Genomic DNA, 25,253 nt, shown 5'->3' on the forward strand with positions numbered 1-25,253 from the left:
TCGTCGACGGGAACGAAGCTGCCGACCCTCCACGTTGCCGACGGTTCCACCGGCCGATTCCAGCGGACCCGCCCCCGCGCCCACCGCAGGGCACGGCGTCAACTGGCGCGGACGCGGGCTTGTACTGGTGCAGTTCACGCTCCTCGCCTGCATCGCGAACAGCCTCGCCCTGCAGCTTCCGGGCACCACGCCTTTCCTCGTCGGGAACATGGCGGCGGTCGCCGTCGCCTTGCGATTCGGCCTGCGCCTGAGCCTTCCGGTCGCGCTCTGCGCCAGCGGCATCACCGGCAGTCCCGAGTGGATCGGCCTGGCGGTGCTCGAATGCGTGCTCGTGGCGCATTGGGGGCGGCGCACCGCGAGCCTTGTCGCCCTGTGGTGGCGCGTGTGGCTGCCGCTGCTGCCCATCGTCGCCTGGATCACGCTGCCACCGGGGGCCGACGATGCCTGGCTGTGGCTTGGCGGCGCCGCGGTCGTCCTCGCCACCGGTGGCACCTCGATCATCGGCGGTCGCCAGCTCGCGGGGGTCACCCGTTCCCGTCGGCAGCGGTCCATCCAGCCGATGGCACTGCAGCTCTCGGTGCAACTGTCGACCCTGCTGGCCGCGCCGGCCACCGTCGTGATCGCCCTGCTGGTGCAGTGGGGCCACCAGGTCGACCTGCAACGGACCGCCTACTTCATCGACGGCAAAGCGGAGCAGCTGGCCGTCGGCACCGGGGAGGAAGTCCGCCGGCATCGCGACGCCGTCGAGCAGGGTGCCCTCGCGGTGCCTGCGATGGGCCTGCCGACGGTGTTGCAACAGGCGGCATCGGTGCATCCCGGATTCCTCTCGCTGCTGGGCACCGACCGCCTGGGCCGCGTGCAGTACTCGCTGCTGCGTGGCGAAGCGCCCCGGCGAAGGGACAGCGACGTCTCGGATCGCGACTACTTCCGCGACACGGTCCGCCTCGGTGAACCGACGGTTTCACCGGTGTTCCGGGGTCGCGGCATCGGCACCGACCTCATCGTCGCCGTCGCCGCGCCGATCCGCGCCGGTGACGGGACGATCGAGGGCGTGCTGCAAGGGTCGTTGGCGCTGGGGCAGCTGGTGCGCGAGGAGCGCACCCGACTGGACGCCGCCGCCCTCCATTACGTGGTGAGCGACTCGGTCGGCCAAGTCGTCATGTCCAGTCTTCCCGATCTCCCGGTGAGTACGGCCGCCGCGACCGCAAGGGAGAGACTCGAAGGACACCTCGCCCAGCCTTGGTGGGCACGACGCGCGTACGTCGCGCCGCAGGCCGTGTTCGACACCGGACAGCGCCACCTCGTGGCGACGCACGAGGTGGAGGGCATCGGCTGGCATGTGCGCATCCTGCAGCCGCTGCGTCCGCTGCAGCGCCGGCAGACGCTGCGATCCCTGCTCGCCGCGTCGTTGGTGCTCGCCATCATCCTCGGCATGCAGCAGCTCTCGAGGCGCTTCGCCGACAGCCACGCGCGGGGCCTCGCACGGGTCGTGGAGCGGCTTCGCAGCCTCGACCCGTCGCTGGCGGAGGGTCCGCCTTCCGCATCGATGGACGCGGGAAGCGCCGAGCTGTCCGAGCTGATCCGCGACTTCGAGGCCACGGAGCTGCGCCTGCAGGCGATGCACGCGGCACTGAGCGACGCGGCCGCCGAACAGCAGGCGATGAACCGCGAACTCGAGGCGCGCGTCGAGCAACGCACGCAGGAACTGCGCGAGGCGCTTTCGCGGGCCGAGCACCTCGCTGCGGCGAAGTCGAGCTTTCTCGCCAACATGAGCCACGAGCTGCGGACGCCGCTGGCCGCCATCCTCGGCTACTCCGAGCAGGGCTTGCGCGAAAACGTGCAGGCCGGGGAGATGCGCCGCTGCTTGCAGACGGTGGTGCGCAACGGCCGCCACCTGCTCGATATCGTCAATGACGTACTGGACGCGAGCAAGATCGAAGCGGGTGAGCTGCGGATCCAGCCGCAGCGGATCGAGCCCCTCCACCTCGTCGGCGAGGCCATCGAACTGCTGCGACCGCGCGCGCTCGAAAAGAACCTGCAGCTGGTCCTGTCGGCGCACTGGCCGCTGCCGGCGCAGGTGTTCGCGGATCCGTTGCGCGTCAAGCAGGTCCTGCTGAACCTGCTCAGCAATGCCATCAAGTTCACCCCGCACGGCTTCGTCGCCGTGCGCCTCCGGGCCGATGCGGGCAGCGACCGCTGGTCGGTGGAGGTCGAGGACACCGGCATCGGCATGGACGCGGCGCAATGCGAGCGGGTGTTCCTGCGCTTCGAACAGGGCGATGACTCGACCACGCGCCGTTTCGGCGGCACGGGGCTGGGGCTGTACATCTCCCGCCAGCTGTCACGGCAGATGGGGGGCGACCTGACCGCCAGCAGCCAGCCGGGCGTTGGCAGTCGCTTCCTCCTCACCCTGCCGATGGGATGCCCGGCAATCTGGCAGGAGGAGGGCGACGCCCTCCCCGCCACCGATGCTGCCCGGCCGATCGCGGTACCGCGGCTGCGCGGGCGCGTCCTGGTGGCCGACGACGTCGACGACCTGCGTTCGCTGCTCCGTGCGAGCATCGAGGCGACGGGGGCGGAGGTGGTGGAAGCCGCCAACGGCCGGGAAGCGCTCGACCGCCTCGCCGACGCGACGCCGGACCTCGTGCTGATGGACATGCACATGCCGGTGATGGATGGACGGGAGGCGATCGCAACGATGCGCGGGGACGGATGCCGTTTGCCGGTCTACGCCTGCAGCGCCGACGTCATGGCGGACGACGTGGCTGGATTCATCGCCGCCGGTTGCGACGGCGCGCTGGCCAAACCCATCGACAACAGCGCCCTGCATGCGGTTCTGGCGAAGCATCTGGCGCCCGCCCCGGCGGCTGGGCCGCGGCCCAGCCCGGAGGCCGCCCCTACCGACCCCCTGGCGGCGGCGTTGGCGCAGATCCGCCAGCGCTTCGTCGCCAACGTCCCCGTCGAGCGCGCCGCACTCGCCGAGGCCCTCGCGGCCGCGGCGTGCGGGGAAGGAACCGAGGCCTTGGGGCAACTCGCGCATCGGCTGAAAGGCAGTGCGGGAACGTTCGGGTTCGACGCGGTCAGCGCGGCTGCCGGACGCCTCGAGCACGCCGCGCGCGATCGCCCGGCCACCCTGTCGGCGGAAGCCGCCGCGCTCGACCGGGAACTCGCCGCCTTACAATCGGGCGACGGCCCGACGGGTCCGAAGGACGCACCGTGAACCCACGCCCCCTCCAGCACATCCTTTGCGCGGACGACGACGCGGACATGCGCATGATCCTCGAGGTGGCCCTCGGCACGCTGGGCGGCTGGCGCATCACGCTTGCAGCCGATGGCGAGGAAGCCGTGGCAGCGGCACGCGTGGATCGCCCCGACCTGATCCTGCTGGACGCCTCCATGGCGGGGGTCGATGGCGCCGGGACGATGGCCCTGCTGCGCACCGACCCTGCGCTCGCGGCCATTCCCGTGTTGTTCGTGACGGGGCACGCCTCGCCTCGCGACCGCGAGGGCTTCGCCGCGCTCGGTGCCGTCGACGTCATCGCCAAGCCTTTCGACCCCACGGGCCTGTCCGGGCGCATCCGCGACATCTGGCGCCGCCTGCCGGGCTGAGCCGGGGAACGGGCAAAAAAAAGCCAGGAGCTCCCCCCGGAACTCCTGGCTTACGTTCCGGCCCTCCTGGCGGCGACGCTCTCGCGCGGCTGCCACGCCCCCCGGCGCTGGAATATGGCTGGAACGAGGCCATGATGCCTCAACCGCCGGGGTTGCGCATCACGAATTTGTCAATCGCCGTCAAACCGTGCCCGGTATCGCATCGTCCCGGGCGCCGCGTGGCGGAAAAACCCGTCATCGCCCGCGGACGGCGGATCCGAGGCGCTGGATGGCGGCGATCGTTTCTTCGCTGAGCGCACCGAACCGGCCGGCGAGCAGCTGCCGGGCCTCGTCCACCCGCCCGCGCTGCTGGCCACGGATCACCTCGGCCGCGCAGCGGTGGAACGCCGCATGGCGCGTTTTCAGGTCCTGGTACTCCGGAAGATGGGCGACCTGGGCCCCGGGGCCGTGGATCCACCTCCCGAGCGCGCAAGCGTGGTCGACTTCAACCGTGGACGCATCAAGCACCTCGGAGGAACGCCCTTCGAGCAGGTCCTTCAGCCGGAACTTCCAGCCCTGATGGGCCTTCACCATTTCGCCGAAGCCGCTGATGTCGAGCGGCCGCTGGTTTTCCCCAGGGAGCACGAAGCGCGAGGCGATCTCCGCCAGCTGGTGGGCCTGGTCGCTCATCGACCGGGCCGAAGCGGCCATCTCCTCGACGAGGGCCGAGTTGGCCTGCGTCGACTGGTCCATCTGCGTCACCGTGTTGTTCACCTCGGCGAGGCCCTTGGCCTGCTCGAGGCTGGCGGCGGTGATCTCGCCGATGATGTCGGCGACCTCCTGAGACGAACCGACGATCTCGCTCATGGTGCGGCCGGCGCGCCGCGCGACATTGGCGCCCTCGGCGATTTTGGTCACCGACTCGCCGATGAGCTGGGCGATTTCCTTGGCGGCGGTCGCCGAACGCTGGGCCAGCGCGCGCACTTCGGCGGCGACCACGGCGAAGCCACGGCCCTGCTCGCCCGCACGGGCGGCCTCCACCGCCGCATTGAGCGCAAGGATGTTGGTCTGGAACGCGATGCCGTCGATGGTGCTGGTGATGTCGGCCATGCGGCGCGAGCTCTCCTCGATGTCGCGCATCACGCGCACCACCGCCTCGACCGTCTGGCCACCCTCGCCGGCGACCTCAGCCGCGCGGGTGGCGATCTGCTTGGCCTGCTGGGCGTGCTCGGCGCTCTGCTTCACCGTGGCGGTCATTTCCTCCATCGCGGCGGCGGTCTCCTCGATGCTCGCCGCCGCCTGCTCCGTGCGCTTGGAGAGGTCCATGTTCCCGGATGCGATCTCGGTCGCGGCGTCGCTGATGGCGCCGACCGCCTGCTGCACCTCGGCGATCGCCTTGGCCAAGGCGTCGGCCGTGGCGTTGGCGTTGCTGTTGAGCTCGCCGAAGCTGCCCATCATCTGGGCGCTCGAGCGCACCGTCAGGTTGCCTTCCGCGAGTGCGGCCATCGTGCGCTGCACCTCGTCGATCGCCCGTGCGGTGAGGTCCATCAGCGAATTGAAGATGCGCGCCAGCTCGGCATAGCGCTCCTCGCCCGTATCGACCTCGACACGGGCGGTAAGGATGCCAGCGGCGGCCTTCTGGGCCACGTTGCGCAGGCCGTGGCGGAAGTTCGTGTCGGCCGTGCGGTCCTGCCACTCGAGGGCGGTGCCGATGCGCTGGCGATCGGCGTCGAACACCGGCGTGGCCGCGAGGTCGAAATGCATGCCCCCGAGGTTCAGGCGTGCGTGGTGCGTGGCCGTGAGTGACGGCACGAGCGCGCGCTGGTGGGCGGGATCGCGGTGGAACAGGTCGAAGTGGCTGCCGAGCACGCGGTCGGCGCGGAACTCCGGCAAGCGCTCGCGGATCGCCATCTCGGCCTCCTTGAGCACCTTGGCGACGGCCGGGTTCAGGTAGACGATCCGGCCCTCGGCATCGGCGATCATCATGCCGCTGGTCGCCACGTCCAGCGCGCTGCGCACGCGGGCATTCTCGGTGGCGGCTTCTCGCTCGCGCTCGATCTGCTCCCACAGCTTGGCCTGCATCGTGTTCAGGGCACGCAGCAGGTCGCCCAGCTCGTCCTCGGAGTCGATGTCGATGGGATTGTCGAGCTGGAGCTGGGCGATGCGGCCGGCCACCTTGACGCTGTATGCCACCGACCGGTTCACGCCGGCGGCGATGCGCCAGAGGATCAACGCCATCAGTACCAGCAGGGCGGCCAGCGAGACCGCGGTGAGGGCGAAGGTGCGCTCGGCGGTCGCGAGGTTCGCGGCGGAGAGCGCCTTCATGTCCTCCGCCGCCAGCGCCGCCAGCGCGCGCTGCGCCGCCATCACGTCGGTGAACTGCTCGAAGTAGGCGACGACGTCGCCGGGTGGCGCGGCGCCGTCCAGCTGCGCCTGCAGGGCCCCGCGGGCCAGCGCGCGCTGCGTGTCGATCGCGGTGCCCGGCGCCTCGTAACGCGCGGCGAGATCGGGACGGAGCGCGAGCACCTTGGCCAGCTCGCGGCCGTTCACCGCCGTGGCCTCGTCCTCCAGCGAGAGGAGCGCGTTCAGGCGGCCCGCGAGCCGTGGGTCGGCATTGCCTGCGATCGCGTGGTGCAAGGCACGGGTTCGCAGCTGGCCCTGGAGCTCGAGGGCCCGCGGGGCGGTCACCGTGACGATGTTCTGCAGGTGGTAGACGTCGACGAAGGGCGTATAGGTGTAGGCGGATTCGTCATGCAGCCGGTCGAGGACCACGTCATACCGGCCGATCAACGCGGTGAAGCGCTCGAAGGACGCCTCGGTGTCGAGGTCGCCACGCGCAATGGCATCGCGGAGGGCCGCCTCGTCCGCCGCCAGCGCGTCGAGGCCGGCCATCGTGCCGGCGAAGCGATCACCGGCCTCGGCAAGGTGGGCGAGCAGCGCCTGTCGCTGCGCCGTGGCCCGATCGAGGGACGCCTCCAGGGCCCCCCGCTGGTCGGGAAAACCGGCAAGCACGAGGGCATGCCGTCCGCGGGCCTCCTGGAGGGCCACCAGCACGTCCAGCATCTCCACCAGGGGCTGGGCGCCGGCGACCTCGGCCTCACCGACATCGACGGCGGCCGCGGTGCCACGGACGTAGAGGGCGGCGGGAATGCCCGCCGCGAGCAGGGCGAGCAGCGCGATCAGCTGGAACTTCCGCGCCACCGGAAGGCGGCCCAGCATCGTGGTCAACGACAGCATCCAAGTCTTCTCCGAAGCCGCCATCGGCCCCCATGGCCGATGGCGCGATCACCATGGATGCCCCCGGCGCCCGCCGCGGCATCCCGCCGGGTCAGGCGGCGATGCGGAAGCGTCCCACCGCTTCGGCCAGCTGGCGGGCCTGGTCCTCGAGGGAGCTCGCCGCCGCCGTCGCTTCCTCGACCAGGGCCGCGTTCTGCTGCGTCGTCTCGTCGAGATGGATGATGGTCTGGTTGACCTGCTCGATCCCCATGCTCTGCTCGGCCGAGGCCGCGCTGATCTCGGCCATGATGTCGTTGACGCGCCGCACCGAGACCACGATCTCGTCCATCGTGCCGCCCGCCGCCTGCACCAGCTGGGCACCGCCGTCGACACGCGTGATCGAGTCGGTGATCAGGTCCTTGATCTCCTTCGCCGCGGCGGCCGAGCGCTGCGCCAGGCTGCGCACCTCGCTGGCCACCACGGCGAAGCCGCGGCCCTGCTCGCCGGCGCGCGCGGCTTCCACCGCGGCATTGAGCGCGAGGATGTTGGTCTGGAAGGCGATGCCATCGATGACCGAGATGATCTCGCCGACCTTGCGCGAACTGTCGCTGATCCCCTCCATCGTCGTGACCACGTCGCGGATCTGCTGGCCGCCCTTGCTGGCGACCTGGGCGGCGGACGCCGCGAGCTGGTTGGCCTGCTGGGCCGATCCCGCGTTCTGCTTGACCGTCGAGGTGAGCTCTTCCATCGAGGCCGCCGTCTCTTCGAGGTTCGCCGCCTGGCCTTCGGTACGGCGGCTCAGGTCCTGGTTGCCGGAGGCGATCTCGCCAGCGGCGGTATTGATGTGCATGACCGCCGCCTGGATGCCGGCGACCATCTCGGCCAAGCTCCGGGTCGAGGCGTTCGCGTCGGCCTGCATGCGGGCGAAGACGCCGGCGAACTCGCCCTCGACGCGCTGGGTGAGGTCACCGTCGGCGATGGCGCGAAGCACGCGGCTGACCTCCGCGAGCGCCACGTCGCTCACCGCCATCACCCGGTTCAGGCCCTGCACCATGCGGCGGAATTCGTGATCGAACGCCGACTCGTCGCCGCGCACGCTGAAGTCACCGGCCGCGGCCGCATCGGCCAGGGCCTGCACCTGCGTGTTGATGCTCGCGAGGCGCGACTTGACCGCCTGCATGGCCTCGGTGATCCGGCGCTTCTCGCCCGGCAGCTCCTCCATGTCGCGCCGCAGGTCGCCCGTGGCGTACTCGTTCACCAGCGCGGTGACGCGCATCTTGACGTCGATGTGCCCGGCGACCAGCCCGTTGGTGGCGTCCACCATGCGGCCATAGTCGCCGGGGAAGCGCTGGACATCCATCCGGTACCCGAGCTCGCCAGCGTCATGGCGGCGGGCCATTTCGGCCATCGCATCGAGCACCTGGCGCAGCTGGTCGCGCATGCGCGCCATCGCGGCGAGCAGGCGGCCGGTCTCGTCGGCGCCGGCCGGCGGGATCACGACATCCAGGCGGCCATTGGCCACCTGCTCGGCCACCTGCTGCGCGGCCACCAGCGGCCGGCCGACGAGGCGGGCGATCCACACGGCGAGGCCGATCGCCACGAGGGTGCCGAGCAGCAGGGCGACACCCATCGCCAGCTCGGCACGCAGCGTCGCGGCCTTCTCTTCCTCGATCAGCGCGGCCAGCGTGCTCTGGGTGAGCTCGAGCGAGGCGTCGAGGCGGGCGGACAGGTCGCGACGCGCCACCCGTCCTTCCTCGCCGGAAATGCCCCGCGCCGTCTCCAGGTCGCCGGCGGCGATGGCGTCGGTGATGCGCTCGTGCAGGCCGAAGTACAGCGCTTCGGCGGCGAGCACCTCGGCCCAGAGCGCCTTTTCCTCGTCGGACGTCGCCAGCGGCTGGTAGGCGTTCTTGTGCTCGTCGAACTGCGCCCTGAAGCCGACGATGCGCTCCTCGTAGCCCGCGACCTCCTCCGGGTCGTCGCCAAAGTTGATCTGCTGGATCTCGGCCGTACGGTACTCGTTGAGCGCCACCTTCATGCTCAACAGGTGGCGGGTGGCCGGCACCCACTTGCCGACCACCTCGGCCTGCAGGGACTGCATGGCGGTCATCTGCACGAAGGCCATCGCGCCGACGACCAGCGTGATGGCGATCAGGAGGCCGAAGGCGATGCCGAGCTTGCGGGCGATGCCGAGATCAGTGAACCAGCGCATGGCGATACCTCGATGCGGGGAGTGGGTTTCAGTACACGTACTGGAGGCGCACGGCGACGATCGACGGGTCGTAGGCCACGCCGCGTCGCTCGCTGTTCGCCACGATCCAGTTGCCCATCACGCGCATGCGCGGCATCGGGTACCACACGGCGCCGAGCGAGAGGTTGCTGGCGTCGCCGCCGCGCACCGCGCCGTCATCAAGGTCGATCCAGCTGGCGCGGGCGAAGAGCTCCCACACGCCGCCCTCCGCCGCCGCCGCGGGCGAGCCCACGGCGCCGCGCGCGTAGCCGCGGGCGTGGCCCGTGGGCGACCAGCCGACCACGGCCGAGGCGGCGGTGCCGGTGAAGTCCGCCGCCGTGGCCCGTGTGGCGCGCAGGGCCGCCACTTCGGCCTGGAACGAGGTCGGGCCGTCGATCCAGAGCAGCTCGGCGCCCAGGCGGCCGACGCGATCGGTGCCCGGCAGGGCACCGGTGCTCACCAAGGTGCGGCTGGCGAAGTAGTTCTCCGGCCGGGACGACACGCTGAACGCGCCGTGCTCCGTGGCCTCCAGTGCCGCGCTGCCGCCGAGGTGCAGGAAGGCATCGCCGTCACGCCAGACCACGCGGGTGGCGCGGGTGGCGACGCCCACGCGCTCCTGCGTGCCGTCCTCGCGCTGGCCGAAGGCCGAGGTCGTCCACGTCCAGTCGCTGCGAACCCGCTGGAAGCCGATGCCCATGCGGCGGCTCAGCACGAAGGCGCCGCTCAGCGCCGGCTCGAGGAAGGGGGTCTGGCGGTCGCTCATGGCGTCCTCCAGCAGGAAAGGCTGCTTGAACTGGCCCAACCACAGCGTGTCGCCCTCGGCGAGCGTGAGCTGCAGGCTCACCTCCGGCGCGGAGCGGTCGGCGAGGTCGTGTTCGACGCGGAACAGCCACCGGCCCTTGGTGCCGACGTCGAAGCCGGCGCGCGCCCGGCGCATCCGCACGTAGTCCTCGTCGGGCCCGGTGTCACCGTCGATCCAGTTGCCGTCGGCCATGAGGCTGAGGGTGGGCTTGAACTCGACGGCCGCCGCGGGGGTGGCGGCGGAAAGCGCCACGGCCAGCAGGGAACACACCAAGGGGATGCCGATGGGACGCATGGCGGGAGACCTCGTTCAGTGGAAGGGAAAACGCGTCAACGCAATCACGACTCCCTGGCCTGCCGCCTCGATGAACCACCCCCACTCCTTCCCGACGCCTGCGTCCGGGCCCATCGCGGGGCTTGGCCGGCGTCTTGTCCCCTGCCTGCCGCCCCGCAACATGGTCACGTCATCTTAACGTTGCATCGCGACAAAACCTTGAGGCCGGACGCGCTTTGACGCTTGTTTTCAAGGCGGCCCCAGTCGGAACTGGCCGACCAGCGCCTGCATCGCGTCGGCCTGGTCCGCCATGGCGCGCGCGGCCGCGGTCGCTTCTTCGACCAGCGTCGCATTCTGCTGGGTGCTCCGGTCCATCTGGCTGACGGTTTCATTGACCTGCCCGATCCCCGTGGTCTGCTCCATCGTCGCCGCCGAGATCTCGGCCATGAGGCCGCTCACACGACGGACCACGCCGACCAGGTCGGCGATGGTGCGGCCCGCATCATCGACCCGTCGGGCACCCTCGCCGGTGCGCGCCACCGCCTCGTCGATCAGCGCCTTGATCTCCTTCGCCGCTGCGGCGGAGCGCTGCGCCAAGGCCCGGACTTCGGCCGCCACGACGGCGAAACCGCGGCCCTGCTCACCCGCGCGCGCCGCTTCCACCGCGGCGTTGAGGGCGAGGATGTTGGTCTGGAACGCGATGCCGTCGATCGTCGCGATGATGTCGGACATCCGCTTCGACCCCTCCTCGATGCCAGCCATGGTCTGCACCACGCCCTGCACGAGGTCGCCACCACGCGCGGCCACCGTCGCGGCCTCCGTGGCCAGGCCGTTGGCCTCGCGCGCGTTGTCGGCGGTCTGCTTGACGGTGCCCGTGAGCTCCTCGATCGACGATGCCGTTTCCTCGAGGCTCGCCGCCTGCGCCTCGGTCCGCCGCGACAGGTCCTCGTTGCCCGCGGCGATCTCCGCGGCGGCGCCATGGATGTGCCCCGATGCCGACTGGATGCGGCCGATCAGGTCGCGCAGCCGGTCGATGGTGCCGTTCACGCTGGACTGCATGGCCTCGAACTCGCCGCGGTAGGCGCCCTCCATCCGCACGGAGAGGTCGCCATCGGCCAGCCGCCCCATCGCCAAACGGACGGCCGCCATGGCCTTGCCCACTTCCGCGACGAGGCCGTTCAGCCCCTCGTAGAGCTCGCGCTGGAAGCCTTCATAACGTTCGATGCCCGGCAGCGGCTCGAAGCGACCGGCGCGCACGGCCGCGACGAGCTGGCCCTGCGTGAGCGTGAGGGTGCCGACGAATTCGCTCATGGCATTGACCGACGCGGCCATGTGGGCGAACTCGCCCTCCGCGGCCACCTCGACCCGCGCCAGCGCACGGCCCGAGGACAGCGCATCCAGCGCGTTGATCGCGGCGCCGAGCACGTGCGCCAACTGGTCGACGCTGCCGTTGACGTCCTTCGCGAGCTTGAGCAGGGACCCTTCGAGGCCGGCCACCGGAACGCGGCGCTGCAGATCGCCGTGGGCGAGCGCCTCGGTGACCCCGGACACCGCGTCGAACTGGGCCTCGAGCTGGCGACGCATGGCCTCGAGGCTGGCGGCCATCGAACCGGGCGTCGCTCGCTGCAGCCGCGCATCGGCACGGAAGTCGCCGCGCCCCATCCGCTCCGCGACGGCCGCGACCTCCGCCGCACCGAGGCCGACGAGGTTGGCTTCGCGGCGGAGCCGCATGGCCAGCACGCACAGGACGATGGATTCGGCGACCACGAAAACCGCGTGGATCGCCACCACGCCATAAAGCTGCAGCGCCGAGTAGCGCGCCACGTCGTCCGGGGGCAGGAGCATCACCGGCAGCCCTCCGGCCTGGGCCTGGGCAAAGGCGACGTGGTGCACCGCGATCACCGCGGCCGCGGCGACGATGGGCCGCCAGTCGCGGTAGACCAGCAGGAAGGCGAGGAGCACGAAGATCGCGAAGTGCAGCTCGATCATGCCGTTGCCCTCGTGGATCAGGGCCGCGGCGAGCACCATGAACGCCGCCCCCATGAACAGCCGGGTCGGCAGCGCACCCGCATGGGTGAGGACCAGCCATGCACCGACGCCGGCGGTGGGCAACACCACCAGCAGCGCGGTGCCGAGCTGGCCCAGCGTGGCCCCGACCACGAGCACGATCATGGCGAAGCAGGCGCCGACGATGGCGAGCATGCGGTCCGCCCACGCCGACTGGCGACGCAGCTCCGCGCTTTCCTCGAGATGCAACCATTCCATCGCGAACCCCCTTGGCAACCTCGTGACATTGCGCCACCCCCGGGCGGGCGGCGTGATCCAGATCAATTCAAGCGCAGGCGCAGGGCGCGGTGACGATCGGCCGCGCCGCCGGCGCCGCCCACCACGCGCGGAACCCGCGCAACCCGCCGCAATGCACCGTCAGCGCAGCCGGATCGCCGGCGTAGCGGAGCTCGCCGTCGGCGCCCGCCAGCGCGATCCCCGCGAGGGCCTCGCTTTCGATGAGGGTCAGGTTCTCGGCGCGCGCCCAATCGACGATGGTGAGGCGCGCCTCGGCGTCGCAGTCGCAGGGACGTCCGCCGAGGAGGAGTGCCGGCCGGCCGGAGGCCGCGTCCTCGAGGACCGTCCGCCATGCGGCGAGGGCCGCGTCGGCGGCCACGGCGGGCAGCACCGCGACGGGCTCGGGGCGCAGCGCGGCACCCACGCCCACCATCAGCCCCAGCCAAGCCGCCAGAACCACCCATGCGCTGGCCGGCCGGGGCGCCAATCAGAACTCGGTCCAGTCGCCCTCGGCGGCGCTGTCGGCCTTGCCTCGCGACGGCGCCGGCTTGGGCGCCTCGACGCGTGGCGCCGGCTTGGCTGCCGGTGCCTTCGTGGCGGCCGCGGCCGATGCAGGCTTCGCGGCGGCGCGCGGCGCCGGACTGGCCGCCCGCATGCTGCGCGACCCGCCGGTCGACGGCGCGGCCATCGCGCTGCCGGCCGATCGCGCTGGCGCGGCCGCGGCCACCTTCGCCGTGTCGGCGATCTTGAATCGACCCACCGCCTCGGCGAGCTGCTGCGCCTGGTCCTCCATCGAGCGCGCGGCGGCCGTGGCCTCTTCGACCAGCGCGGCGTTTTGCTGCGTGGTCTCGTCCATCTGGGTGATGGTCTGGTTGACCTGCTCGATGCCCGAGCTCTGCTCGGCCGAGGCGGCGCTGATCTCGGCCATGATGTCGGTCACGCGCTTCACCGAGCCGACGATCTCGGCCATGGTGGAGCCGGCCTGCTGCACGAGGCGCGAGCCCTCGCCCACGGTCTCCACCGAGGCCTCGATCAGCTCCTTGATCTCCTTCGCCGCCTGCGCCGAACGGCCGGCCAGGCTGCGCACTTCGGACGCCACCACGGCGAAGCCGCGGCCCTGCTCACCGGCGCGCGCGGCTTCCACCGCCGCATTGAGCGCGAGGATGTTGGTCTGGAAGGCGATGCCGTCGATCGTGCTGATGATGTCGGCCACCCGCTTCGAGGAGACCTCGATCTCGCGCATGGTGGTCACGACGCGCCCCACCACTTCGCCACCCTGCTCGGCGACGCCGGCGGCGCCGGTGGCCAACTGGTTGGCCTGGCGCGCCGAATCGGCGTTCTGCTTCACCGTGGCGGTGAGCTCCTCCATCGAAGCGGCCGTCTCCTCGAGGTTCGCGGCCTGCTGCTCGGTGCGCGCCGAGAGGTCCTGGTTGCCGGCCGCGATCTCCGAGGCCGCCGTGTTGATCTGCCCGGCCGCCTGCTGGATCTGGCCGATCAGGGTGCGCAGCTGCGTGACGCTGCCCTCGATGCTGTCGCGGATCTCGGCGAACTGGCCCTCGTAATGGCCGTCCATCCGCGCCGTCAGGTCGCCCTGGGCGACGAGGCCCATCACCCGGCCGATCTCGGTCAGGGTGGTGCGCGTGCCGGCGAAGCCGGCGTTGAGCGACTTCGCCAGCATCTGGAAGAAGCCGGTCTTGCCTTCCTCGACGATGGTCTGCGAGAAATCGCCGCGCGCCGTCGCCGCCACGATGGCTTCCACTTCGCGCTCCACCGAGAGCTCCTCGGTGCGGTCGCGCCAGTCGACCATGGTGCCCAGGCGCTGGCCGGCGTCGTCGAAGATCGGATTGACCGTCAGCAGGAACGTGCGCTTGCCCAGCTTGATCTGCGCGCGGTGCGTGTGCGTCAGGCCTTCCAGCATCGCCAGCTGGTGCTCGGGATTGCCGTGGAACTGGTCGATGACCTGGCCGACGAGATTGTTGGCGTCGAATTCCGGGAAGCGGGTGCGGATGTCGGCCTCGGCTTCCTTCAGCACGTCGACGACCGCCTTGTTGACGTAGATGATCTGCCGCGCGGTGTCGGCGATCATCACGCCGGTGCTCGCGCCGTCGAGCGCGTTCTTGATGCGGGTGTTGGCCTCGGCGACGATGCGGTCGGCCTCGATGCGCACGTTGAGGTCGTTCTGCATGCGGCCGAGCGCCGACAGCAGCGCGCCGATCTCGTCCTTGCGCGAGGTGTCGATGGCGTTGTCGAGCTTGCCGCCCGCCACCGCGTTGGCGATGGTCACCGCCGAATTGACGCCCTTCGAGATGGCGCGCGCGATCAGCAGGGCCAGCGCGATGGCCAGCGCGATGGCGATGAGCAGGCTGGTCCAGATGATGCCCTTCGCGGTCTCGAACGCTTCTTCGGCGCCGGTGCGGGCGGCGGTGGAGCCCTGCAGGCCGTAGTCGACGCGCTCCTGGACCAGCGCGGCCACCTCGTCGTACTTGACGCGGTTGTCGGCGAGGAACATGTCCAGGGCCTCATCGACGAAGCCCATGTCGTAGGCCGACACGACCTCGCCGGTATTGGCCACGTAGGCTTCCCACGCGGCCTTGATGGCGGCGGTCTTCGCCTTGTCGTCGTCGGTCACCGCCGTGGCGTCGAGCGACAGCAGCAGGTCCTCAAAGTTGAGCTCGTGGTTGGCGATCTCGCCACGGGCCGACTCCTTCGCCTCTTCCGAAGTGCGCAGCACGAGGCGGAAGTTCTGCAGGCGGTAGGCCGCGGCTTCCGACTTCAGGTCCTGCGCGGTGGCGAGCTCCACCATCCAGCGCTGCGTGATCTCGGTGGTGGCGTCGTTCAGCGACGACAGGCCGCGGAAGGCACCGACCGCCAGCACGATGATGAGGACGACGACCACGCCGAAGGCGAGCAGCAGCTTCGGGGCGATCTTGAGGTTGCGCAGCCAGTCCATTCGGAGTCCTTGCAGTCGAACAGGGTCCCGGCCACCGCGCGGCGGCCGGAGGGGGGCGGATTACTTGACCTTGAGGTTGCGCGCGCCGCGCACGACGATTTCTGGCCGGCCGTTGGCCGTGCGGATCTCCCCGGTGACGCACACCGTCTTGCCGCCGAGGGTCTCGGGCTTCGGATCGAAGGCATCGCGATCGCGGCCCCAGATGCGGGCCGAGAACTTGTGGGCGGGGAAGTTGCCGCCCATGAAGAGGAAGGTCGGCTGGCCTTCGGTGTTCTCGGCGAAGCGGGCGCCATCGACGACGCCGCACACGGTGCCCTCCTTGCCGATGAACTGCCCGGCATCGAGCGCCGGGATCTCGCCGCGGATGCGGTTGCTGCCGGCCTGGGCCATGGCCGATGGGATGGATGTGGCGGCGAGCCACACGACGCACAACGCAGCGACACCGGAACGGATGTTCACAACGTACCCCCTGGTCGGATTCGCCGGGCCGGGCCCGGACAGCCAATGCATGATGGACCTATCCAAGCCAAGATCGGCGCTGCCCGGACAGGCTTGAACGCGAATTGACGATTCCCCTCGGCGGGGATCGTGGCACAGCCCCCGGCGCGCCGCGAGGGGCGCGCCGCGGTCGCGCGGAAACGATCACGAAACCTTGAGGTTGCGGGCACCGCGGACAACGATCTCGGGGCGGCCGTTGGCCGTGCGGATGTCGCCGGTGACGCAGACCGTGCGGCCCGCCAGGGTCTCGGGGGCGGTGCTGAACTGGCCGCGATCACGGCCCCAGATGCGCGCCGAGAACTTGTGCCCCGGGAAGTTGCCGCCCATGAAGAGGTAGGTGGGCTGGCCTTCGGCATTCTCGGCGAAGCGCGCGCCATCGACGACCCCGCACACCGTCCCTTCCTTGCCGATGAACTGGCTGGCCTGGATGGCCGGGATCTCGCCGCGGATGCGATCTCCACCGGCCTGGGCGCCCGCCTGCGAGGCGGCGGCGAGGCTGGCGAGGGCGACGGTGCAGAGCAGGACGGTGCGCATGACGGTTTCCTTTCGTTCGATGGTGGCGACAACGCCGGAGCCCGGATGCTGGTCCGACGCGCACCGCGCCCGCCAGCACCGCGCTCGCGTTCCGTGACGGGCTTGGCTCGGCCGTTGTTCATTCCGTGACGGAGTTCGACGCTTATGCTCCGTGCATGGCGCCTGTCTCCCCCCTCGCCCTTCGCACGATCCTGACCTTGCTGGCCCTGCTGCTTGGCGGCTGCGCCAGCCGCCAGGGCCCCGACCTGGCGGCGCTCTATGCGCGGAGCGCCAGCCATCCCAACCCGCCGCCGGTGATCGTCATCCCGGGCCTGATGGGCTCTCGGCTGGTCGATCGGCGGACCGGCGAGGAGCGCTGGCCAGGCTCGCTGTCGACGATGGCGTTCAGCGACTACGCGAGGCTGGCCCGCATCGGCCCGGCCTGGGAGGCGGACGACGGCATCGTCGCCGGCCCGCTGATCCGCGAGTTCGGGCGCTACGACATCTACGGGCAGTTGCTCGGGACGCTCGAGGGCGCCGGGCGGTTCGCCCCGGGCGAACCCGGTCAGCCTCCCGCCGAGGGTGAGCGGCGGCGCTACTACACCCTGGCCTACGACTGGCGGCAGCCGAACATCGTCGCCGTTCGGCAGCTGCACGCCCTGATCGACCAGCTCCGCCTCGACTTCGACGACCCCGATCTGCGCGTCGACATCATCGCCCACAGCAACGGCGGCCTGATCGCGAACTACTACCTGCGCTACGGCCCCGACGACGTGCTGGAGGCCGCCGATCCGCGGCCCTGGAACGAGGGCGGCAAGCGCGTCCGCCGCGTGGCCATGCTGGGCACGCCCAACCTGGGCTCGGTGGCCAGCCTTCGGCGGCTGCAGCAGGGCTTCCGGTTCGGCCTGCGCACCGTGCCCATCGAAGCGCTGGCCAGCTTCTCGACCGTCTTCGAAACCCTGCCCCACCCGCACACCCAGGTGGTCTACGACCGCGCCGGGCGCCCCCTGCCCCTCGACCTGTACGACCCGACGATCTGGCGCGACAACCGCTGGTCGGTGTTCTCGCCCGAGGTGGAAGCGCGGGTCCGCGAAGCGTGGGGCGAGGGCGCGGAAGGGCGGCTGGTGCTGTCCGTGCTGCAGGCGAACTTCGAGCGCAACCTGCGCCGCGCCCGCCGCTTCAACGAGGCACTGGCGCAACCGTTTCCCAGCCGGGGCCTGCGCATGGCGGCGTTCGGCGGCGATTGCGAGCGGACGCTCGCCGGCGCGGTGCTGGAGACGGCTGGCGACCGCGCGGTGCTGGCCTTCGAGCCCGGCGAGGTCGATGCGCCGGTCGACGGCGTGGATTACGAAGGCCTGATGCGGGCCGCCGGCGACGGCCTGGTGACGCGCGAATCGCAGGACGCCGGCGCGCACGGTTTCGTGCCGCTGCGGCAGACCTTCTTCCTGTGCGAGAACCACGGGCGACTGCTGGCCAACCGCTACTTCCAGAACAACCTGCTGAACTTCCTGCTGAGCCCCTAGGCCAGGCCTGCCCGCCTCACCCATGCACCGCCGGCACGGGGCCGTGACGCCACACCGCTAGAATCGCGGCATGACCTCGCCCCGCTCACCCTTCGACGCGCTGAAGCCGCTGGCCGGCCGCCTGCTCGAGACCGCGCTCAACCGCGCCCTGTCGCTCGACCCGGAAACGCGCGCCGCCCTCGCGCCGCTGGAGGGCCAGCGCCTGCAGCTGCACCTCGAGTCGCCGCCGCTGGCGATGGAGGTGCGCGTGGCGGGCGAGGCGCTGCGCATCGGACCGGCCCAGGGCGACGAGCCCGACCTCTCGGTGCGCGCGGGGATCGGCGCCCTGCTCGGCCAGCTGCCCTTCCTGAAGTCCAGCGGCGCGACGCCGGTGGGCAAAGTGCGGATCAGCGGCGATGCCGAGCTGGCCCGCCAGCTGCAGCGGTTGGCCGGAGGCTTCGACCCGGACTGGGAGCAGCCCTTCGCCGACGCCCTCGGGCCGGTGCTCGGGCCGCAGGTCGCCAAGGCCGTCCGCGCAGGCCTCCGGGAAGCGCGCCTGCAGGGCGCCGCCTTCGCCCGTGCCAGCGCCGACTACCTCACCGAGGAATCGCGCGATCTCGTGCCGAAGGCCGAACAGCAGGCTTTCTTCGACGACGTCGATACCCTGCGCGACCGCGTGGAGCGGCTGGCCGCCCGCGTGGCACGCCACCGCTCGGGGCACGCCGGGTGATCGCCGCCCCGTTGCGCGCGTTGCGCATCGTCCGCGTGCTGTTCAAGCACCGGCTCGACGCCCTGCTCGAAGGCACGCCCTTCGCCCGCCTGCGCTGGGTGCTGCGCCCCCTGGGCCGCGGCACGTCCGCGACGCCGCGGGGCGAGCGCCTGCGCGCGGCGCTGGAGGAGCTGGGGCCGATCTTCGTCAAGTTCGGGCAGATCCTCAGCACGCGCCGCGACCTGCTGCCGCCCGACGTGGCCGACGCGCTGGCCCTGCTGCGCGACCGCGTGCTGCCCTTCGACGGCGCGGAGGCCCGGCGCATCGTCGAGGCGCAGCTGGGGCAGCCGATCGACGCGCTCTACGCCGAGTTCGACGAAACGCCGCTGGCGTCCGCCTCAATTGCCCAAGTGCACGCCGCGCGCCTGCGCAACGCCGACGGCAGCGCCGGCCGCGCCGTGGTGGTGAAGGTGGTGCGGCCCGGCATCGACCGCCAGATCGATGCCGACCTGCGCCTGCTGAAGGCCCTGGCCGAGGTCGCCGCGAAGACGCACCCGCGCGCCGACAAGATCCGCCCGCACGAGGTCGTCGCCGAGATCGAGACGACGCTGCGCGGCGAGCTCGACCTGCAGCGCGAAGGCGCGAACGCCTCGGTGCTGCGCCGCTTCTGGGAAGGGAGCGACGACCTCTACGTGCCGGAAGTGTTCTGGACGCATTCGCACGAGCGCGTGCTGACGCTGGAGCGTGTCACCGGCATCCCGTCGGACGACATCGCGGCCCTCGAAGCCGCCGGCATCTCGCGCGCCAAGCTCGCGGCCAAAGGCGTGCGCGTGTTCTACCAGCAGGTGTTCCGCGACAACTTCTTCCACGCCGACGCCCACGCCGGCAACATCTGGGTCGACGACGACCCGGCGCGCCGCGACAACCCGCGCTTCATCGCGCTCGATTTCGGGATCATGGGCCAGCTGTCGGCCAGTGATCAGTACTACCTCGCCGAGAACTTCATGGCGATCTTCGTGCGCGACTACCGGCGCATCGCCGAGCTTCACGTCGAAGCCGGCTGGATGCCGTCGCACCTGCGCCTCGACGACCTCGAAGCGGCGACGCGCGCGGTCTGCGAGCCCTACTTCACCCGCCCGCTGGCCGAGATCTCGCTCGGCGAAGTGCTGGTGAAGCTGTTCAAGACCGCGCAGCAGTACGAGCTGACGCTGCAGCCGCAGCTGATCCTGCTGCAGAAGACCCTGCTGAACATCGAAGGCGTGGCCCGCCACCTCGACCCCAAGCTCGACATCTGGGCCGTCGCCCAGCCGGTGCTCACCGAGATCCTGAAGAAGCGCTACAGCCCGGCGTGGCTGGCCGAGGAGTTCAGGAAGCGCCTGCCCGAGATCATCACCCGCGCGCCGGAGTTCCCGCGGCTGATCCACGGCTTCCTCGCGCAGCAGGTGGACGGCCGGCACCGCATCCGCATCGAGTCGGCGGACATCGCCGAACTGTCGCAGATCTCGGCGATCAACCAGCGCGCGGCCGTGTACGCCATCCTTGGTGCGGGCCTGATGATCACCGCGGCGGTGCTGTTCGGCTTCGACGCCGGGGGCCCGGCCTGGGGCGGCGTGCGCGCGGCGACATGGATCGCGGGTGCGGGCGCGCTGGCCTGCTTCGTCGCCGCCTGGCCGCGGCGGCGATGAGCGCAGTCGCCGATGGCGCAGCGCCGGGCGTGGACGCGCGCGGCGCGGCGCACACGCCGGACGGCCTCGCCATCCCGGTGCTGCACGCCGATGCGCAGCTCGCCGTCGTCGACAAGCCGGCGCGCCTCATGGCGCATGACAGCGGCCTCGCCCGCGGCGAGAACGATTTCCTCGCCGACCGCCTGCGCGCGCAGTTCGGTCGCCCGGTGCACCTCATCCACCGCCTCGACCGCGCGACGTCCGGCTGCCTGCTGGTGGCCTTCGACAAGGACACGGCCCGGGCCTTGGGCGAGCAGTTCATGAGCCGCGCCGTCGAGAAGACCTACCTCGCGGTGTGCCGCGGCTGGCCGGAGCCGGCCGAGGGCCTCGTCGACCACCCGCTGGACGGCGGTCCCGGCAAGCCGGAGAAGAAGCCCGCGCAGACGGCCTACCGGGTGCTCGCCACCGGCGCGATGCCCTGGCCCTACGGCGAGCACGCCGAGTCGCGCTTCGCGCTGGTCGAATGCACGCCGCACACCGGCCGATTCCGGCAGATCCGCCGGCACCTGAAGCACATCCACCACCACCTGATCGGCGACACCAGCCACGGCGACGGGGCGCGCAACCGGATGTTCCGCATGCACCTCGGCGTGCACCGCATGCTGCTGCACGCCTCGCGCCTCGCCTTCACCCACCCGGTGGACGGGCGTGTCGTGGCCGTGACGTCGCCGCTCGACGCGGAGTTCGGAAAAGCCGTGGCCGCGCTGGGCTGGACGACGGCCCTCACGCCGGGAGCACGCGCGGCTTGAATTCGGCCGCAGGGCGGCCCTAGCCTCGCGCCATGTCCCGCCTCGCCGTCATCACCGCCGCGCTCGTCCTCGGCACGCTGCTGTGCGGTGCCGGCCCGCGCGTGGCGGCGCAGTCGATCGCCGAGCGCGAAGCGGAGCAGGTGGTCCGCTTCCCCGGCCGCGCCGAGGAACCGGGCGACCAGCGCGGCGAGTTCGCCACCGAACTGCTCGCCCTGGTGCTCGACCGCTCGAGGGAGCGCTTCCGCCTCGAGGTCGTCGGCGGCATGAACACGCCGCGACGGATCCAGGCGGCGCAGGTGGGCGATGTCGACGTGGTGAGCCTGCCGCACCACGCGACCGCCACGGCCCGGCTGATCCCCGTCCGCCATCCGCTGCAGCGTGGCCTGCTGGGCGTGCGCGTGCTGCTGGCCCGCCCCGAGACGGCGGAACGACTGATGACCATCGGGTCGTTGGAAGAGCTGAAGCGCGGCTACGTGATGGGCTATGGCACCACGTGGTTCGACCGCGAGGTGATGGCCGGGCTCGGCTTCCGCATGGAGTACGGCAGCCGATACACCGGGCTGTTCGAGATGCTGCGTGCGGGGCGCTTCGACTACCTCACCCGCGGCGTCGGCGAACTGTGGGCGGAACGCCAGCAGCCGCAACTCGCGGGCTCCGGCCTGGTGGTGGTGCCGGGCATCGCCCTGTACTACCCGCTCGACCATTACTTCCACGTCGCGCCCCAGCGCCCGGCCCTGGCGCGCTCGATCGAGCGCGGCTTCCAGCGCGCGTTGGCCGACGGCAGCTACGCGGCGCTGTTCGAGCGCCACTACGGCGAGGCGATGCGCGAGATCGGCCTCGACTCGCGCAGCATCATCCATGTCCTTGGCTACCCGGTGCCGCCGCGGACGCCCCTCGAGGAGTTCGACGTGCTGGGCCTCGTGCGCTCGGAGGGGGTGTTCCAGCCGCCAGCCGAACCGGTCGGTGCGGAATGACGGACCGGCACCGGCCATGGCGGCTGCGCGCCGTCCTGTTCGCCTTCGTGGCCTTGGCGCTCGGCGCGCCCCCCCCGGCCGCGGCGCAGGCCGCCGAGCCGGCGTCACGCGAGGTCCGATTCCCCGGGCAGGGCGAATCCGGCGACCGCCGCTTCGACTTCAGCATCGAACTGCTGGCGCTGGCCTTGCAGCGCGCGGGTGGCGGCTGGAGGCTGCAGGTCGTCGAAGCGATGACGCAGCCGCGAGCGCAACAGGCCGCACGCGACGGGGACGTCGACGTCGTGACCCTGCCGAGCCTCGTCGCGGACCACAGCGGCCTGATCGTGATCCGCAAGCCGCTGCGACGCGGCCTTCTCGGCATGCGGCTGCTGGTATCGCGCCCGGAAGACGCCGAGCCGCTGATGCGGATCGCGAGCCTCGAAGCGCTGAAGCGCGACTACGTGATGGGCTACGGCAACACGTGGATGGACCGGGAGGCGCTCGCCGGCCTCGGCTTCCGGATGTCGACCGGCAGCAGCTACACGGGACTGTTCGACATGCTCCGGGCCGGCCGCTTCGACTACCTGAGCCGCGGGGTGAACGAGATCGGGGCGGAGCGCGCCGACCCGCGGCTGGCAGGAAGCGGCCTCGCGGTCGTGCCCGGCATCGCGCTGTTCTACCCGCTCGACGACTACTTCCTCGTGACGCCGGGGCGCCCCGACCTCGCGCGGGCGATCGAGCGCGGTTTCGAACGCGCGTTGGCCGACGGCAGCTATTCGGCGCTGTTCCACCGCCATTTCGACGCCCCGATGCGCGCCGCCCAGCTCCGCGAGCGCAGCATCATCCACGTGAGCGGCTACCCGGTGCCACCGGGTACGCCGCTCGAAGACTTCGACGTGCTGGGGCTGGTGCGCTCGACGGCGGTGTTCACGCCGCCGAGGGTCAGCGCTCCACGATAGCGACGACGCCCATCCCGCCGGCGGTGCAGACCGAGATCAGCGCGCGGCCCGAGCCCTTCTGCTTCAGCAGCTTCGCCGCCGTCGCCACGATGCGCGCGCCGGTGGCGGCGAACGGGTGGCCCAGCGCCAGCGAGCTGCCGACCACGTTGAGCTTGCTGCGGTCGATCGAACCGAGCGGCGCGTCGAGGCCGAGCTTCTCCTTGCAGAACTCGGCCGACTCCCAGGCCTTGAGCGTGCACAGCACCTGCGCGGCGAAGGCCTCGTGGATCTCGTAGAAGTCGAAGTCCTGCAGGGTCAGGCCGTTGCGCTTCAGCAGCTGCGCGACCGCCCAGGCCGGCGCCATCAGCAGGCCGTCGCCGTGCACGAAGTCGACCGCCGCCACCTGCGCGTCGCGCAGGTAGGCCTGCACCTCGAGGCCGCGCGAGGCGGCCCACTCTTCCGACGCGAGCAGGCAGGCCGAGGCGCCGTCGGTGAGCGGCGTGGAGTTGCCGGCCGTCAGCGTGCCCTTGCCCGAGGTCTTGTCAAAGGCGGGCTTCAGCGTGGCGAGCTTTTCGACCGTCGTTTCCGGGCGGAGGATGTTGTCGCGATCGACCCCGCGGAAGGGCACCACGAGGTCGGCGTAGAAGCCGTCGGCGTAGGCCTTGGCGGCCTTGGCGTGCGATTCGTAGGCGAGCTGGTCCTGCTCGGCGCGGGTGATGCCCCACTCCTTGGCCATGATCTCGCAGCTCTCGCCCATGCTCTTGCCGGTGCGCGGCTCGGCCACGCCGGGGAACTCGGGCGCGAGCTCCTTGAACGAGAAACCCTTGAGCAGCGCCTTGATCCGGTCGACCGGCGTCTTCGCCATGTTCATGTTCAGCAGGCGGCGGCGGAAGCCCTTGCTGTGCACGATCGGCACGTCCGACGTCGTGTCGGAACCGCCGCCGATGCCGGCCTCGATCTGGCCCAGCGCGATCTTGTTCGCCACCGTGATGACGGTATCGAGCGAGGTGCCGCAGGCGCGCTGCATGGTGATGCCCGGCGTGTAGGGCGACAGGCCCGAGCTCAGCGCCGCTTCGCGGCCGATGTTCCAGTCGCTGCTGTGCTTGAGCACCGCGCCCATGGCCACCTCGCCGAGCTGCACGCCGTGCAGGCCGAACTTCTCGACGACGGCCCCCACCGCCTTGATCGACAGGCCGAGGTTGCCGACGTCGAAGTAGGCGGTGTTGTTGCGGCAAAAGGGGATGCGTTGGCCGCCGAGGATGGCGACGCGGCGGGCGGGACGGGGGTTCATGGACACAGGACTCCGGAAGACGTCAGGCCGCGACGGGCGGCCAGAGATGGGGGTGACGGTGCCAGATTGCGTCGAGCCACGCGACATGGATCGCCACTTCGGGCGGCGGACCGGGCTCGGCGCGCCAGCGCGCGAGCAGGGTCGCCGGGTGCACGCCGCCGATCAGCACCTCGCAGGCCTCGGCGAAGCATTGCACCCAGCGCGGCGAGAAGCCGATGTCGGCGCGGGCGGCCTCGAGGCGCTCAGCGACGGCGGCCGAGCCGGCGGTGAGCGTCGAGCGATCGAGGGGCCATGGCGAGGGCGCACCGGCCGGCAGCGGGTGCTCCGGCTTGCGGGCCACCATGCCCACGAGGTGCGCATCGGTGTGCTCGAACACGAGTTCGAGCCCGGCCGCGCGCACGTACAGGCGCAGCTCCTCCGGCGTGCAGAACTGGTTGCGCGCGACGTCCTTGCGCTCGGACGCATCGCCCCGCGCCACCTGCTCGACCTCGTAGGCGAAGCGCTGCCAGCCCACGGGGTGGGAGAGGTTCCAGTGGTCGAAGTAGAACAGCCCGCCGGGGCGGAGCACCCGCGCGACCTCGCGCAGGTAGAGGACCATGTCCTCTTTGTCCATGTGGATGAACACGGCCACGCAGTAGCCCTTGTCCATCGACGCATCCGCGAACGGCTTGAGGTTCGGGCCATCGACCGCGCTGGCGGTCGCGCCGGGATGCGACTCGACGCGCGCCCGGGCCAGCGCCGCCATGTTCTCGGCGATGTCGATGCCGTGCCACAGCGCGACGTGGCCGGCGAGCTGCGCGCCGATGCGGCCCACGCCGCAGCCGATCTCGAACACGCGGTCGGAGGGCACGAGCTCGAGCGCGGCATGGACCTGGCCCGCCGTGAACGCGCCGGTGGCGGCGAGGACGGATTCGTCGGCACTGCCATCCACGGCCGCCATGCCGTCGGACAACGTCGCCGACCGCGCGTTCCACGCGGCTTTGTAGCTTTCGGGGGAGGAGGACAAGGCACGGAGCCAGTGAGTTGGACCACAATAG

The 25,253-nt window shown here is 71.2% G+C and carries 18 protein-coding genes; 8 read left to right on the forward strand and 10 right to left on the reverse strand.

All coding sequences use genetic code 11. The annotated features are described in order from the left end of the window. The first annotated feature begins 127 nt into the window (after positions 1-127). On the forward strand, positions 128-3,220 hold the full coding sequence (locus ACYVAK_RS04695) for a hybrid sensor histidine kinase/response regulator (protein WP_461058454.1): 3,093 nt from the start codon (positions 128-130) through the stop codon (positions 3,218-3,220). Beyond that, positions 3,217-3,609: a response regulator gene (locus tag ACYVAK_RS04700; RefSeq protein ID WP_461058456.1), complete on the forward strand. Its 393-nt coding sequence runs from the start codon at positions 3,217-3,219 to the stop codon at positions 3,607-3,609. Before ACYVAK_RS04695 ends, ACYVAK_RS04700 begins: the two co-directional genes overlap by 4 nt. Before the next feature lie 234 nt (positions 3,610-3,843). Here the strand turns inward: ACYVAK_RS04700 and ACYVAK_RS04705 are convergent, their stop codons facing one another. From ACYVAK_RS04705 to ACYVAK_RS04740, 8 genes are all read right to left on the reverse strand, one after another. Beyond that, on the reverse strand, positions 3,844-6,825 hold the full coding sequence (locus tag ACYVAK_RS04705; protein ID WP_461058458.1) for a methyl-accepting chemotaxis protein: 2,982 nt from the start codon (positions 6,823-6,825) through the stop codon (positions 3,844-3,846). A 91-nt stretch (positions 6,826-6,916) separates the two neighbouring features. Then, entirely contained in the window at positions 6,917-9,013 is a 2,097-nt protein-coding gene (locus tag ACYVAK_RS04710; RefSeq protein ID WP_461058460.1) for a methyl-accepting chemotaxis protein, read from the reverse strand. A gap of 28 nt (positions 9,014-9,041) precedes the next feature. Then, positions 9,042-10,127 (reverse strand): OprO/OprP family phosphate-selective porin, encoded by a 1,086-nt coding sequence (locus tag ACYVAK_RS04715; protein WP_461058462.1) that lies wholly within the window; start codon positions 10,125-10,127, stop codon positions 9,042-9,044. A 228-nt stretch (positions 10,128-10,355) separates the two neighbouring features. After that, positions 10,356-12,371 (reverse strand): methyl-accepting chemotaxis protein, encoded by a 2,016-nt coding sequence (locus tag ACYVAK_RS04720; RefSeq protein WP_461058464.1) that lies wholly within the window; start codon positions 12,369-12,371, stop codon positions 10,356-10,358. A 67-nt stretch (positions 12,372-12,438) separates the two neighbouring features. Next, positions 12,439-12,876 carry a hypothetical protein gene (locus ACYVAK_RS04725; RefSeq protein ID WP_461058466.1) on the reverse strand — a complete coding sequence of 146 codons (438 nt, stop codon included), beginning with the start codon at positions 12,874-12,876 and terminating at the stop codon, positions 12,439-12,441. Further along, a complete protein-coding gene (locus ACYVAK_RS04730) occupies positions 12,877-15,339 on the reverse strand; it encodes a methyl-accepting chemotaxis protein (protein WP_461058468.1) in 2,463 nt (820 codons plus the stop codon). A gap of 60 nt (positions 15,340-15,399) precedes the next feature. Continuing rightward, positions 15,400-15,798, reverse strand: coding sequence for a hypothetical protein (locus tag ACYVAK_RS04735; protein WP_461058470.1), 399 nt, complete (start codon positions 15,796-15,798; stop codon positions 15,400-15,402). A 183-nt stretch (positions 15,799-15,981) separates the two neighbouring features. Further along, a complete protein-coding gene (locus ACYVAK_RS04740) occupies positions 15,982-16,371 on the reverse strand; it encodes a hypothetical protein (protein WP_461058472.1) in 390 nt (129 codons plus the stop codon). A gap of 155 nt (positions 16,372-16,526) precedes the next feature. Here ACYVAK_RS04740 and ACYVAK_RS04745 point away from each other — a divergent pair, with 155 nt between their 5' ends. From ACYVAK_RS04745 to ACYVAK_RS04770, 6 genes are all read left to right on the forward strand, one after another. Beyond that, positions 16,527-17,873 carry an esterase/lipase family protein gene (locus ACYVAK_RS04745; protein WP_461058474.1) on the forward strand — a complete coding sequence of 449 codons (1,347 nt, stop codon included), beginning with the start codon at positions 16,527-16,529 and terminating at the stop codon, positions 17,871-17,873. A 70-nt stretch (positions 17,874-17,943) separates the two neighbouring features. Further along, the gene (locus ACYVAK_RS04750; RefSeq protein WP_461058476.1) at positions 17,944-18,582 is read left to right on the forward strand and encodes a ubiquinone biosynthesis accessory factor UbiJ; all 639 of its coding nucleotides are present in this window, start codon (positions 17,944-17,946) and stop codon (positions 18,580-18,582) included. After that, complete coding sequence (ubiB, locus tag ACYVAK_RS04755; RefSeq protein WP_461058644.1) at positions 18,582-20,246, forward strand: ubiquinone biosynthesis regulatory protein kinase UbiB; 1,665 nt, start codon at positions 18,582-18,584, stop codon at positions 20,244-20,246. Before ACYVAK_RS04750 ends, ubiB begins: the two co-directional genes overlap by 1 nt. Next, a complete protein-coding gene (locus ACYVAK_RS04760) occupies positions 20,243-21,034 on the forward strand; it encodes a pseudouridine synthase (RefSeq protein ID WP_461058478.1) in 792 nt (263 codons plus the stop codon). Before ubiB ends, ACYVAK_RS04760 begins: the two co-directional genes overlap by 4 nt. Before the next feature lie 32 nt (positions 21,035-21,066). Beyond that, positions 21,067-22,008 (forward strand): hypothetical protein, encoded by a 942-nt coding sequence (locus ACYVAK_RS04765; protein WP_461058480.1) that lies wholly within the window; start codon positions 21,067-21,069, stop codon positions 22,006-22,008. Continuing rightward, complete coding sequence (locus ACYVAK_RS04770; protein WP_461058482.1) at positions 22,005-22,946, forward strand: hypothetical protein; 942 nt, start codon at positions 22,005-22,007, stop codon at positions 22,944-22,946. The genes ACYVAK_RS04765 and ACYVAK_RS04770 overlap by 4 nt, the downstream gene beginning before the upstream one ends. On the opposite strand, the gene ACYVAK_RS04775 is transcribed toward ACYVAK_RS04770, so the two are convergent. Continuing rightward, a complete protein-coding gene (locus ACYVAK_RS04775; RefSeq protein ID WP_461058484.1) occupies positions 22,930-24,216 on the reverse strand; it encodes an acetyl-CoA C-acetyltransferase in 1,287 nt (428 codons plus the stop codon). The genes ACYVAK_RS04770 and ACYVAK_RS04775 overlap by 17 nt on opposite strands. A 22-nt stretch (positions 24,217-24,238) precedes the next feature. Further along, the gene (locus tag ACYVAK_RS04780; RefSeq protein ID WP_461058486.1) at positions 24,239-25,222 is read right to left on the reverse strand and encodes a class I SAM-dependent methyltransferase; all 984 of its coding nucleotides are present in this window, start codon (positions 25,220-25,222) and stop codon (positions 24,239-24,241) included. Positions 25,223-25,253: the final 31 nt, after the last annotated feature.

It is taken from the genome of Silanimonas algicola (assembly GCF_054777375.1).

What these genes read in the sequence shown, in the direction of transcription:
- ACYVAK_RS04740 (WP_461058472.1), bottom strand. Translation starts at nt 16,371, where the DNA reads ATGCGCACCGTCCTGCTCTGCACCGTCGCCCTCGCCAGCCTCGCCGCC.
- ACYVAK_RS04715 (WP_461058462.1), bottom strand. Translation starts at nt 10,127, where the DNA reads ATGCGTCCCATCGGCATCCCCTTGGTGTGTTCCCTGCTGGCCGTGGCG.
- ACYVAK_RS04770 (WP_461058482.1), top strand. Translation starts at nt 22,005, where the DNA reads ATGACGGACCGGCACCGGCCATGGCGGCTGCGCGCCGTCCTGTTCGCC.
- ACYVAK_RS04745 (WP_461058474.1), top strand. Translation starts at nt 16,527, where the DNA reads ATGGCGCCTGTCTCCCCCCTCGCCCTTCGCACGATCCTGACCTTGCTG.
- ACYVAK_RS04775 (WP_461058484.1), bottom strand. Translation starts at nt 24,216, where the DNA reads ATGAACCCCCGTCCCGCCCGCCGCGTCGCCATCCTCGGCGGCCAACGC.
- ACYVAK_RS04730 (WP_461058468.1), bottom strand. Translation starts at nt 15,339, where the DNA reads ATGGACTGGCTGCGCAACCTCAAGATCGCCCCGAAGCTGCTGCTCGCC.
- ACYVAK_RS04705 (WP_461058458.1), bottom strand. Translation starts at nt 6,825, where the DNA reads ATGCTGTCGTTGACCACGATGCTGGGCCGCCTTCCGGTGGCGCGGAAG.
- ACYVAK_RS04720 (WP_461058464.1), bottom strand. Translation starts at nt 12,371, where the DNA reads ATGGAATGGTTGCATCTCGAGGAAAGCGCGGAGCTGCGTCGCCAGTCG.
- ACYVAK_RS04710 (WP_461058460.1), bottom strand. Translation starts at nt 9,013, where the DNA reads ATGCGCTGGTTCACTGATCTCGGCATCGCCCGCAAGCTCGGCATCGCC.
- ACYVAK_RS04760 (WP_461058478.1), top strand. Translation starts at nt 20,243, where the DNA reads ATGAGCGCAGTCGCCGATGGCGCAGCGCCGGGCGTGGACGCGCGCGGC.
- ACYVAK_RS04765 (WP_461058480.1), top strand. Translation starts at nt 21,067, where the DNA reads ATGTCCCGCCTCGCCGTCATCACCGCCGCGCTCGTCCTCGGCACGCTG.
- ACYVAK_RS04750 (WP_461058476.1), top strand. Translation starts at nt 17,944, where the DNA reads ATGACCTCGCCCCGCTCACCCTTCGACGCGCTGAAGCCGCTGGCCGGC.